We start from the raw sequence: 10,505 nt of genomic DNA on the forward strand, positions 1-10,505 counted from the left end.
TATTTCCGGGGTTGCCATATTACTTCGATTTGACCTGAAACCCCCACAAATCAGCCATTTGTCGCAGTTCGATCCCGCGCATCGTAGCGAAACAATCTGTTCCCCCTTGTTTCACTGTTCCCCGATGTATACCCCGAGGGTAGACAGATTGACGGTCTCCGCGACCTTCAATCGGATTACTTGGGGGAGGGAAATAATATGGTCTCGAAGGTTCGGAACGCGACGGAAGCCAAGGCATGGGAGGCCACCGACAAGCGCCAAGAAATCGCGGTCGATGGAACAAAGAACCTTTATCTGGTGATCCAACCTAACCCCAGCGCGAAGAAATCGTGGGCTTGGCGAGCGCGTCGGATCGGGGAGCCGGGGACGGTGAAGGTCACGCTCGGGAGCCTCGACACGCATTCCTTCAAGCAGGCGGTGGATTGGTCGGTGGACCTAACGCGCGCCCGCGATCTGGGGGAGGATACCAAGGCTGCGAAGGCCGAACGGGAAGCGCAGGCCGAAGCTGCCAAGCAGGCTTTGGAGGCAACGCAGGCCAAGACAGCCGATTGGTTTTGGCGCGAGCTTTACCACCCCCGGTTCGTCTCGGTTTTGGAGGACAAGCGCGAAACCGAACGCATGTGGAAGACCGCCATCAAGCCCGCCATCGGTCACCTTCCGCTTGCAGATATCGACCACGATCATCTTGCCAACATGATAGAGAAAGTCCGCACGACCGCTCCCGTCACAGCCAACCGGCTGACCACGATGGTGAAGACGATGTTCAAGCGCTCGGTGTCAAGCCTTCGAACCCAAACCGGGCTCAAGGTCGATCCAGCGCAACATCTGGTGAAGCCGACGAACGAGGATCGAACCCGCAAGCAGCGCGTGTTGGATCGTCGGGAGCTTGGCTACCTGTTGGCGGCGCTCGATGGCTTGAACGGGAAGGGCTACCGCGCGGTCTACGCTCGCGCGCTGAAACTCTGTGCCATGACCGGGGTCCGCATTTCGGAAGCGCTCGAAGCGAGTTGGTCGGAATTCGACCTTGAAGCTGGTCTGTGGTCGATCCCCGATACCCGCACCAAGAATGACCTTCCGCATTTGGTCCCCTTGGTGGGCGAGACTCTCGACTGGCTGAAATCGTTGAAGGCGAAAGCGACCGGCGACTGGGTGTTCAGCACGAACGGAAAAACGCCCCTGACCGGCACCAGCAAGCCACAGGCGGCGATGCTGTCGCGCACATCCGCGCTGGCGGAGCGGGACGGTCTGGAACACGAAGTGTGGAGCGCGCACGCCATTCGCCGCACATTCTCGACGCAGATGTCAGCGATCACTGACGACGATCTGACCCCATCAATTCCGCCCATGGTCGTCGAGGCTCTGTTGAACCACGTCAGCGGGATGAAAGCCGGGGTGGCAGGCGTCTATAACAAGCACGCCTACCTGAAAGAAAGGCGGTCAGCGCTCGTCCTGTGGAACGCCCACCTGAAAACGGTCTTGGCGGAAGAACGGGCGCGGGCGTCAGCAGCGATGAAGGTGGCTGCGTAAAATATACTTTTCTGACCAAGAGGCATCAGGAGCCATCAGGGGGCATTAAATCGGATTAGAAGCGTCAGCGCGGGCAAGAACCGGGTCTTGTCGATTCAGAGATCGCCGGATATTGCCGGAGGCGGGAGGCCACCCCGAAACGAATTTTTCGCCGGAGGTGGGTCCAATGAACCAACATCAAGCATCGGTGCTGAACCGTCTGACCGACAAGGGCGGTCCCGGTTGGACGGTCCTTGCGCTCGCCATCATGTATCGCTGGTCGATTGTCGGGACCATTGGCGGAACAGGTGCGATCGTTGCTGGCGTGAAAGCTCTTGGATGGATTTGATCAGGGTTTCTGGCGACCCTGAATGCGGCCGTATTCATCCGGGAGAACCTTCGACGCTTCCACCGACGCTTCGTCGAATGTCAGCCCGCTATCCATCCCGCGTTTAATCATGACGCGGATGTGGTCGAGGTCTTCTTTTTTCTGTGAACGCTTCGGCATAATGGTCTCCCTAATCGTCAGCGTATGTAACGAGCGTCAGCGGCGTTGAAGGAAGGTGGGTCGTTCGACCAACTTTTCGCGTGTTTTTAATCACAGCCGCGAACCAACTTCGTCTGATCAGCATCGTTAACAAATTTCCCGTTGACGCCGACCCCGCAAAGTGGTCCCACGCCCGTAGGGCTAATCGCCTTTCCTACCACAGCCATAGACCTTTTTTGTAAGGATGGTTGTGTCCAATGAACAAGTTTCAGGCTTTGGTGGAAATCGTGAAAGCGACCCCACCCGAACACCGGTCCCGAAACGCTCTATTTGCCATCGTCGTCGTAGCGCTTCCGGCAACGGCTACCGTTGCGGGTGTGGTGACCGCGCTACTCCGCTGACGCTGTTCTATCGCTGAATGAAGTTCAGGAACCGTCGATACATAGTCCGGTCAGCTTCCCAAGCCGCACGCACCGCAAAGTCGGCGGAACGATGGTAGATAGCGCGATAGATTTCTTTAGCCGCTGCTGCATCATCGCTGGGTAAATCACCAATTTCAGTGGCTTCGACCTTGCCATATTTGATGGCGGTCTCGAACAGAACCAAGTCGTCCTCGATAGCGAGGCATCCACCCCATCGGGCGGATAGTGCTTGATGTTCACTGTATCCGTCTTTCAGATATTCAATCGCATTCAGACGCTCTTGGCGACGAAGGTAGGTTTCATCCTTTCCCTCGCGTTTCAGCACTGCGATGAACATAAAACCTTTGGCGGCAAAATAGAAATCCGGCTGTGGTTTCCGGTTGAAGACAGCATTCAGGATGCCCATCGCTCGCGTCTTTCCTGCGTTGAAGACTGTCCGCCTAACCCCACAGAGGATGGAGCGCTATGTTCCATTTCTGGATAGGTAGGAAACCCACCGGAGGGATTGGTATCGACCTCCGGTGGATCGTCGAGCATGACGCGAAGGAGCAACGCGGCACATTCTTATTTATTACCGCGCCGCGTCAGCCTGACCCGGCTCCGACCCGCAACGCGAACAGCACCGCGTCATCCCTGAATTCCATCGACATCATCGCGTGACCGTCGAGGGTGAACCATAATTCGTGGCGTCCATTTACCGTGTCGGCGATGGCTGACCGCAGCGCTGACGGTAGATCAGACGTCTCCGTGGCGATGGTCGCTCCGGTTAGCGAGACGGGTAGCGCGACCGGGAAGGGCAGGGTGGGGGAACTGTTCAGCAGCCCGTTACTGACCATCGTTGCGCGTTCGATCCGTTTCAGTTCATCGACAAGCTCGGTGCGCGGCTTGCGCGCCATGCTTGCCAAGACCAGCGCCGCCGTAGCCTTCGCCCGCTGCGTTCCCAGATCGTGCGCGGTGCTTGTGATGTCAGCGGTCATCGCGACACCCTCCAAATCAGCGCGTGGAGGTCACACAGCGCCACCACCGCTATTGTCAGTGCGATCTTCCACCCAAGGGTCAGGGCGACTGGTGGGGCTCCCAGCGCGGTTGCGAGGGCGACAAGAATCATGGCGGGTATGATTGCTCGGATGATGGCGGACAGCATTGACGGCTCCTTAAAGAAAAAGACCCGACGCAGTAGAGGTCGGGTCTTCGGTTCTTCACAGGAGTGAATGCTAAAACTCGTCGTCGGTTCTTCTACCACCTCGATAGAAGTATTTAGCTCGGCAGTCCGAACCGGTGCGCCGTCTGATTGTGAGATGAAGCGCGTCGCATTGTGGTGCTACGCAGGAAGGTAGGCGCTCAATGCGGGCAGGAAGGGAGCCACTATCGTCATGTAGCTTGCTGCATTTGTCAGGAAGGCGGTGTAACTCTGTTTGAAGGCGCTGGTATTCTTGCTGGCATTCATCTGTTTAATGAGTTCGAGCAGCGCTTCACGGTCTGTGGCGTTGTCGATGTTATTCGTCACTGCGCTTTGAAGCTGTTCGAATACATCGATTTCGAGCGAGTTCGACGATGCATCAACCCCACCGATCATGGTTCGATTCTGATGTCCATTCTGGTCGCCCTGATGGAAATTGCCGTAGTTCGTAATATGAACATTAGGCGCGACATCAGCCGCTTTTTTCTTTTCTTCCACGCTGAAACTCACTCCTTCTCCGAGAATGCCTTCGGCTTCCAGATCGATTGCCCAATCAAGGACAAGGTTTCGGACGGTATCTACGACGCCGACGAGAACATTCTTGCTGAAATGGACTTTATAGACCTCCCCGGCCCCATTTTTTGCCAGACCCTTTGCAAGCTTCAAATCGATCGGCATAACGATGGTCACGCCTTCTGCGTTAATCAGGGATTCGAGGCTCCCGATGGGTTCACGGAAGAAAGATGTGGACAGCACTGCTATCATATACGGATCGCCGTGCGCCAAGTAGGTGCCACGGTAGGGGGAGTAGCCCATAAGTTGGCCGCTCGCGATCCTGTAGCGAGGAGCGCCGTCATAGTCGCAGGTGAAGCCGTTTAGCTCGCGCTCCACCCATTCGAGCGTGTCGGATAGTTTGAGCTTTGCCGCCGCCAGTTTCACCCGGCGCAATAGGTCCACAACAGGAACGGTGCGATCCAACGCCCCTGCCTGAATTTCCTCAACCAAGCTCAATGCGTTCACTCCCCCGTAGGATGAATAATATAGGAGGGGGGCGTCGAGGCACCAAGCCCGGACGATGCAACGACTTTGCCCTTCAACGCCGGTTCACGAGCACTATATCAAAGTCGTCTCAACGGGGGTGCTTGTGCCAAAAACTACCGAAGAATTGATCGCCGAAATGAAGACGCGTTCTGACACAGCGAACTCTGCGAAAGAAATTGAGCGTCTTGCTTCGGAAAAGGCGCAAGCCGCTGCGGTCGTCGCTAAAGCAAATAATGAACGTGAGTGGGAGCGGATCAAGATGCTCGTGGATAACGAGATTGTTTCACTGAACGAGGCGTTGAGCGCGACAGGGGTCAAGCTGTCGATGCGCGAGCAGCGCAATTCAGCCATGAGCAACGCCCTCCCGATATTTAGAATAAGCGTTGGTGGTAATAAGGATGCGTTTAAGCATCAATATGTTGCTGTATTGAACCGGACCCATGACGGTAAGTTGCATGTGGTCTACCAGAATGACCGAAATCCCGGTTCAAACCCGAGGGTAACCTTCGAACTCGTCACTACGAAGGACACCGAAGTAGGACTGATGTTCAATCGGCTGCTGGAATTAATCAACGAGGATTAGCGTCGTATCCAGTTGCGGGGCATGGTTACAGCCATGGCGTCGGTCAACGGTAAAGGTGGGAGGAGGCTACGAGACCTGCGGTCCCGATGCGCGCACAATCTCGATCGCCTCCTCGACGTGTCCGGTATTGATCCTCATTGTCCACATCAGGGGCCCATCTGGCGTATCCCGGTAAGGCGGGCGATAGAAATGATCGGTGCGTATGTCCGCCAGCTTCGGTGCGCTCCTGATACTGTGATGTTTCAGCACATTGTTCAGGTGGTTCAGCATTACGAGGTCAGGGCTGATCGGGTGTTTTTCCGCCGATGCTTCCAGCAGCACGTCGAACCCGTGCTTTGGTTCGAACATTCCTGTCCAGCTTCGCGCTGATCGCTCCCAGTAGTGGAATGCGCTGGTGATGAACGCCTTGCGCACTTCGCGCGCGGCGTATCCTACCTGAATTTCGGCATGGGCAAGGCTGTGCAGCGTGCTGTGCGTCAGACACCCATCTTCGTCATATTCGTCGTCGTCCTCGCCGCTTTGCATGTAGTTCAGGTATTCCGCACCAGCTTTCCGTTCCGCTTCTCGCAAGGTGGTGATTGACGCTTGGAAGGCATCACGGATGCTGTCGACGCCTGACTGGTAGGCGAACGCGTGGAAGCTGTCGGGGAGTAGGACCATCCGGGGATCATAGGAGCGGCGGGTAAGGGATCAACCGTCAGTGGTCAGTCCTATTCGAAGTCAGTGCAAGCGATCTCGAGAGCAGGGCATCATATCGTCATTTCTTATTACCCCGCCTATGCTCGGGGCAACGGCCCATAAAATGGGTGCGACAAGGGAGCGCCTACTATGATGCTAATAGCCGCGATGATCGCAGGCGCGACCGTCCCAGCGCCGACGCTTTGGCAAAATACGCAGGTGGGGATGACCTACGCAGAAGTAAAGCGAGCGCAGCCAGAAGCGGTCGAGCCAGCAAAGCCCTCGACATTGAATGACGGCGCGTCGTGCCAGTTGTCATTGCCCAAGTTCGAAGTAAACAACGACCCTTACACCGTCTGTTTTTTCTTCAAGAATGGAGCGTTGTCACAGGTCATGCTGACAGCCAACGGCGACCCATATGAATCGCAATTTCGAGGCATCGTCACCGCGTTGCGCGTCAAGTATGGCCCGGAGGTTGACCTACACCAGTCGTCACTTGGGTATGAAGCCGACTGGATGACGAAGCAAGGTGTAAATGTATCCGTCACCTACTTCAACAAGTTGGGAAATCTGCTAAATATAAACTATCAAATTCGACTGGCAAAGGAAGCAGATCGTCTTTAATTAGTGACAGGACATTAGGGAATCTGGTATAAATAAGACTAAGAGCAGATAATACTGTCAAATAGTCCCGACAGATGACGGGGGATGCGCTGTCTACCAGTGCGGTGACTCTCCGGAGATGGCCTTGATTTCCGTGAGACGGGCTTTGCGATTTTAATGAGGGTGGCTCTGACATAGCGTCAACCGCCCGCGTCCACCCGGTCAGAGTTCAACAGGCGGCTTGGTGGACGAAAGCGCAACCGCGCACCCGACGATGGGCAACCCTAACACGGATAAGTCCCAAGTAGAGTGCGGTGGGGGAAGGACAACCGGGCGTCCGCCTTTCCTGCAATCACCGCAAGCCGACAGTTTCAAAACCGCAAGATGAAACCCTTCTACTCCCCTCCACTATTTGAGCATAGGCCCTATAAGGGTCTTGGATATCTGATAGGTCACTGACCCTGTATCCTTTGTATAAGCCTCGAATGGTGGGGGGGAGTAGAGGTGTGTCTTCCGAAGATGAAGCATACAGAATGCTGATCAGATCAGCATTTGAGGATTAACGACAGATAGCTATCTCTCTACCTCCACATAGCTACGCATCTCTTGCACGATTGAGCGTAGCGAATGAGGGCAAGAGAAAAGTAGCAGGTGAATGAGCGAAGCGATTTCACCTACCTGATAGATCAGACATGATCTGCAACGAACGCTTCTACCTTAGCTATCATGTCAACCACATCGTCCTTGGTGAACTTGTTTGGATGACCATGTGCCGCATTGTTCCTTATGTCGGCTAATGCCGTGATGCGCTTGTTGACCAGCAGATTATATATGCCTGCTTTTGTCAGGTCAGCGTTCATCTTATTCAAACTACCCGGTTCAATCCCTGCGTCCTCGCACAATCGACGCATGGTTGTTTCCAGCACCACACCTGCGATGACCGCAGCAGCGACGATGTAGCCCCCCTTCATCAGTTCGTTAGCTTGATCCAACTCGGTGCTGAACACCTCGGCTTGAACCATGCTGCGAACAGAGTTTAGGTAACCGCCGTCAAAGTCTTCCTTTGCGGCGTTGAAGACAGCCCGGACCTGCAATAAGTCCTCATGGCTTGTCGAATAACCCCCTCCCTGTTCCTTGTCGACAAAATCCTTGAAGTGGACAGAGTTTTGCCCACAGGCAGTTGCGAGAAGGTGCCGTGCTTTCGTTTTCCAGTTTGTATATGCCTCGCTATCGACGCGATACCCGCGCGTATATCCACTATCGGAATATGCCTTTGTAGCCTCTACAGCGGCAAGTTGTTCGGTCAGGTCAGCGAAGCGTCTCGATAGTAGCGATATGTTTGCCATATGCTGGTGGTGGGGCGCTACGGCTGCGTCAGTCAAGAGCCTCCCACGCCTTGACACTGACATGCGCTCTGTGGTCGCACCACGGAATAAGCATACTTGGGGACAATGAATGGCCGACGAAGCACTTGCCAAAAAGACTTGTTTTATCGTCGGACCCATTGGGGAAGCCCTGTCGCCAGTCCGCCAACTTGCCGATTGGCTTTTGAAGGGGGTCATTAAACCCGTGCTGGAAGCTGATGAATTTGGCTACAACGTAAAGCGGGCGGATCACGACACGGACCCCGGTTCTATCACCAGCGCTGTTATTGCTGATCTGGTGAACGCCGATCTCGTGATTGCCGATCTGACGGGGTTTAATCCAAACGCGTTTTACGAGCTTGGCATTCGCCATGCGCTTCGAAAGCCTGCGATCCACATAACCGCCGAGCTTGTGAAGTTGCCTTTCGACAATGCCGACCAGCGAACGATCTTCGTCAACATCGCGGACTTTGATAGCGTGGAGGACGCGAAGTCGAGGCTGCGTAGCGCGGTGCGCGCGGTCAACCGAGACGACTATCAGGTGTCCAATCCCGTGGTTCAGGCGGCTGCGGTCAGTGCCTTGAAGGAAAGTGCCGATCCAAAAGATCAGATCATCGCAGGTTTAGAGGAACGCCTTTCACGGTTGGAGCAAGACGGGGCATCACTACGGAATCTTCAAGCGCGTTCTGTGAGGGAGATTAAGTTAAAATCAGGAACCGGGAAGCAGGGTTTTGTTACCTTTGTGAATCAAAATGATCCGTCTATTGCATCGATGCTTGCCGGTCCGTCCGCAGCAGAGTTGCGATTGAAGCTTGCTACCCTTCTCACACCAGAGCAGCGCGCCACACTTGACGTGAATGAGCCGATTAGTGATGAAGCCCTACTCAACCTTTTGAGAGCTTGGAATGTCAAAACGAGCGATGCAGTGGACGAAAAGGATGAGTAATACCGCATGCGCTCAATAGGCTGGCGTGAGTATCACATGGTTACTCACGCCAGCACTTTTAGGTGATTATGATGTCGCCCGTTCCAACATTCGATTGATGATTAGGTCTGCTTGTTCGGAGGTGAACTTCGATGTTTGAAATTTACGTTCTTCGAACGCGTGGTCATTTTCTACTTGGAAAACGGCATTCAGAGTTCCCGAAATAGATGGGACGATCTGAACCTGAACCCGTTCTCGGAGCCCCTGTGAGGTGTTGGTGAAGTGCATCAGCCAATGCTTCAAATTACCTGATCCCGGTGTCTCGTCAGTTTGGGCGAAGACGAGTTCCATGTTTGCGTCAGCAAGTTTGCGATTGACATCGTCCACCACAATATCGAGCAAATTCCGAGCCTTGTCCCAGTCGTCGGTGGCCCATATCAGTTCGGCGCGTTCCTTTTGAAGCGCGAATGCAACTTCATCGTTCTTTTTCAGTTGTTCGGCATCGCGATGCGCCTTGGCCTGCTTGATGTCATTGATCAGATCATCGGTTGATTTCGGCATATGTTCCTCCGTTGCGAACAGGGGATATGGGGTTCCTCGAACCCGTTTTCAGAGGCTGGTCTTGTCAGGAGCACGGGCCATGCTCCATCAAGTGCGTATGCCGACATAGAGACGTCCTCTCGTGTTCGCGTGAATTTCGTCAGATTGGAGCTTTGCGTGGTCTACATCAACGAAATTAAAGACGAAGAAAAGATTGCTCTCGAAAGAATTCGTGGTGAAATTCTTGGTATTATTGGAAAGAGGTCAGAGCAGGAAACAAACGCCCTTAACCGACTGGTGACATTCATGGGTATCATATCGTCAGGATCGACGATCGCGATACTGGGTTTTATCGGTCAGCAGTCGAAGACCGGGATTCCGGCGTTTGCGCTTTTGGCATTCGCCGCCTTTGCATCTTCATTGCTATCATTTGCCTATTTTCTGTATTCGCAATTCCAACTGCACAGTGCGAGGTGGGCGTTGTATGCAAATACGGCGGAAGCTTTTTTCACTCGCGGCGCAGAATTGGAAGACGTGGTGGAGGCGGGCAGCGCGCTGACTTCCAAGTGGACCTATCGTCGTCTATTTTGGATTCCGTTTCTATTGCTCGGTCTCGGATTTATCTTGAGTGGTAGCGCGTTGTGGGAGGTCGGTCATGTCGGGACGAGCGCCATTGACGATGGCGCAAAGGCAGTCATTCAAAAGAAGTAGCCTTGCGCGGTAGACGGCTAATCTCCGTCTGGCTTGTTAATCCGCGCTATTCTGTTTCCAGTAACGCTGTCGGAGGTAGCGCGCCAAATCTTGATATCCTTCGTTCCCGTCATGTCGATAGTTGTCTATGGGGGTGTTGTCCGATGCGTCTTCGTTATCGGAATCCCAAAGCTTTGCCTCCCTGAAACGGTCGTATGCCGCGCGCAGTGTGGCCGCGAACATATCGATTCGCTCGTGGGTCTCGGGATTTAGAAAAATAGTCCCTTGGGCCATTGCGCGATTGAGATTTACCACTGCCTCGGTGGCATCACGCAACCTCTGCCATGATTGCAATTCGGCATAGTGAGTTGTTCGCTCAAAAGCCGATTTGGTAAGCGTGGCCGGCAGGCCGCAGATTACGCGGCTTGCGCCACTCGCTCTGCGGTTTGCGCGGACCAGTTCCAGGGCATGAGTTCGTCCCATCGC

Annotated in this window: 14 protein-coding genes; 6 read left to right on the forward strand and 8 right to left on the reverse strand. The window is 54.4% G+C overall.

What is annotated here, in order from left to right:
* Positions 1-198: 198 nt before the first annotated feature.
* Both C8J25_RS08240 and C8J25_RS20695 read left to right on the forward strand, forming a co-directional pair.
* Positions 199-1,527 (forward strand): tyrosine-type recombinase/integrase, encoded by a 1,329-nt coding sequence (locus tag C8J25_RS08240; protein WP_107953970.1) that lies wholly within the window; start codon positions 199-201, stop codon positions 1,525-1,527.
* A 166-nt stretch (positions 1,528-1,693) separates the two neighbouring features.
* Positions 1,694-1,855, forward strand: a complete 162-nt coding sequence (locus C8J25_RS20695) for a hypothetical protein (RefSeq protein ID WP_167397688.1) — start codon at positions 1,694-1,696, stop codon at positions 1,853-1,855.
* Here the strand turns inward: C8J25_RS20695 and C8J25_RS20700 are convergent, their stop codons facing one another.
* From C8J25_RS20700 to C8J25_RS08255, 4 genes are all read right to left on the reverse strand, one after another.
* Positions 1,856-2,014, reverse strand: a complete 159-nt coding sequence (locus C8J25_RS20700) for a hypothetical protein (protein WP_167397689.1) — start codon at positions 2,012-2,014, stop codon at positions 1,856-1,858.
* Between the two features lie 387 nt (positions 2,015-2,401).
* Entirely contained in the window at positions 2,402-2,821 is a 420-nt protein-coding gene (locus C8J25_RS08245; RefSeq protein WP_107953972.1) for a hypothetical protein, read from the reverse strand.
* A 178-nt stretch (positions 2,822-2,999) separates the two neighbouring features.
* Positions 3,000-3,392, reverse strand: a complete 393-nt coding sequence (locus tag C8J25_RS08250; RefSeq protein ID WP_107953974.1) for a hypothetical protein — start codon at positions 3,390-3,392, stop codon at positions 3,000-3,002.
* Between the two features lie 344 nt (positions 3,393-3,736).
* Entirely contained in the window at positions 3,737-4,615 is an 879-nt protein-coding gene (locus tag C8J25_RS08255; RefSeq protein WP_146173316.1) for an AbiTii domain-containing protein, read from the reverse strand.
* A gap of 55 nt (positions 4,616-4,670) precedes the next feature.
* On the opposite strand from C8J25_RS08255, the gene C8J25_RS08260 reads away from it, so the two are divergent.
* Positions 4,671-5,219, forward strand: a complete 549-nt coding sequence (locus C8J25_RS08260) for a hypothetical protein (protein WP_167397690.1) — start codon at positions 4,671-4,673, stop codon at positions 5,217-5,219.
* A 66-nt stretch (positions 5,220-5,285) separates the two neighbouring features.
* Here the strand turns inward: C8J25_RS08260 and C8J25_RS08265 are convergent, their stop codons facing one another.
* A complete protein-coding gene (locus tag C8J25_RS08265) occupies positions 5,286-5,879 on the reverse strand; it encodes a hypothetical protein (protein ID WP_107953980.1) in 594 nt (197 codons plus the stop codon).
* 168 nt (positions 5,880-6,047) lie between these two features.
* On the opposite strand from C8J25_RS08265, the gene C8J25_RS08270 reads away from it, so the two are divergent.
* Positions 6,048-6,521, forward strand: a complete 474-nt coding sequence (locus C8J25_RS08270) for a hypothetical protein (protein ID WP_107953981.1) — start codon at positions 6,048-6,050, stop codon at positions 6,519-6,521.
* Positions 6,522-7,186: 665 nt separating this feature from the next.
* On the opposite strand, the gene C8J25_RS08275 is transcribed toward C8J25_RS08270, so the two are convergent.
* The gene (locus tag C8J25_RS08275; RefSeq protein ID WP_208622553.1) at positions 7,187-7,882 is read right to left on the reverse strand and encodes a DUF4145 domain-containing protein; all 696 of its coding nucleotides are present in this window, start codon (positions 7,880-7,882) and stop codon (positions 7,187-7,189) included.
* A gap of 73 nt (positions 7,883-7,955) precedes the next feature.
* Here C8J25_RS08275 and C8J25_RS08280 point away from each other — a divergent pair, with 73 nt between their 5' ends.
* Positions 7,956-8,810, forward strand: a complete 855-nt coding sequence (locus C8J25_RS08280) for a TIR domain-containing protein (RefSeq protein WP_107953983.1) — start codon at positions 7,956-7,958, stop codon at positions 8,808-8,810.
* A gap of 66 nt (positions 8,811-8,876) precedes the next feature.
* Here the strand turns inward: C8J25_RS08280 and C8J25_RS20270 are convergent, their stop codons facing one another.
* A complete protein-coding gene (locus C8J25_RS20270) occupies positions 8,877-9,350 on the reverse strand; it encodes a hypothetical protein (protein ID WP_146173318.1) in 474 nt (157 codons plus the stop codon).
* Between the two features lie 156 nt (positions 9,351-9,506).
* On the opposite strand from C8J25_RS20270, the gene C8J25_RS08290 reads away from it, so the two are divergent.
* Positions 9,507-10,040, forward strand: coding sequence for a hypothetical protein (locus C8J25_RS08290; RefSeq protein ID WP_146173319.1), 534 nt, complete (start codon positions 9,507-9,509; stop codon positions 10,038-10,040).
* Between the two features lie 36 nt (positions 10,041-10,076).
* On the opposite strand, the gene C8J25_RS20705 is transcribed toward C8J25_RS08290, so the two are convergent.
* Positions 10,077-10,505: hypothetical protein (locus tag C8J25_RS20705; protein ID WP_167397691.1), on the reverse strand; the 429-nt coding region annotated here is incomplete at its 5' end.

The sequence above is a fragment of the Sphingomonas faeni genome, assembly GCF_003053745.1.
GTDB classification, from domain to species: Bacteria; Pseudomonadota; Alphaproteobacteria; order Sphingomonadales; family Sphingomonadaceae; genus Sphingomonas; species Sphingomonas faeni.

Bases quoted from the DNA above. Each gene is read 5' to 3' on its own strand.
- C8J25_RS20695 (WP_167397688.1), top strand. From the start codon at position 1,694: ATGAACCAACATCAAGCATCGGTGCTGAACCGTCTGACCGACAAGGGC.
- C8J25_RS08245 (WP_107953972.1), bottom strand. From the start codon at position 2,821: ATGGGCATCCTGAATGCTGTCTTCAACCGGAAACCACAGCCGGATTTC.
- C8J25_RS08240 (WP_107953970.1), top strand. From the start codon at position 199: ATGGTCTCGAAGGTTCGGAACGCGACGGAAGCCAAGGCATGGGAGGCC.
- C8J25_RS08250 (WP_107953974.1), bottom strand. From the start codon at position 3,392: ATGACCGCTGACATCACAAGCACCGCGCACGATCTGGGAACGCAGCGG.
- C8J25_RS08265 (WP_107953980.1), bottom strand. From the start codon at position 5,879: ATGGTCCTACTCCCCGACAGCTTCCACGCGTTCGCCTACCAGTCAGGC.
- C8J25_RS08280 (WP_107953983.1), top strand. From the start codon at position 7,956: ATGGCCGACGAAGCACTTGCCAAAAAGACTTGTTTTATCGTCGGACCC.
- C8J25_RS20700 (WP_167397689.1), bottom strand. From the start codon at position 2,014: ATGCCGAAGCGTTCACAGAAAAAAGAAGACCTCGACCACATCCGCGTC.
- C8J25_RS08270 (WP_107953981.1), top strand. From the start codon at position 6,048: ATGATGCTAATAGCCGCGATGATCGCAGGCGCGACCGTCCCAGCGCCG.
- C8J25_RS08260 (WP_167397690.1), top strand. From the start codon at position 4,671: ATGCAACGACTTTGCCCTTCAACGCCGGTTCACGAGCACTATATCAAA.
- C8J25_RS20270 (WP_146173318.1), bottom strand. From the start codon at position 9,350: ATGCCGAAATCAACCGATGATCTGATCAATGACATCAAGCAGGCCAAG.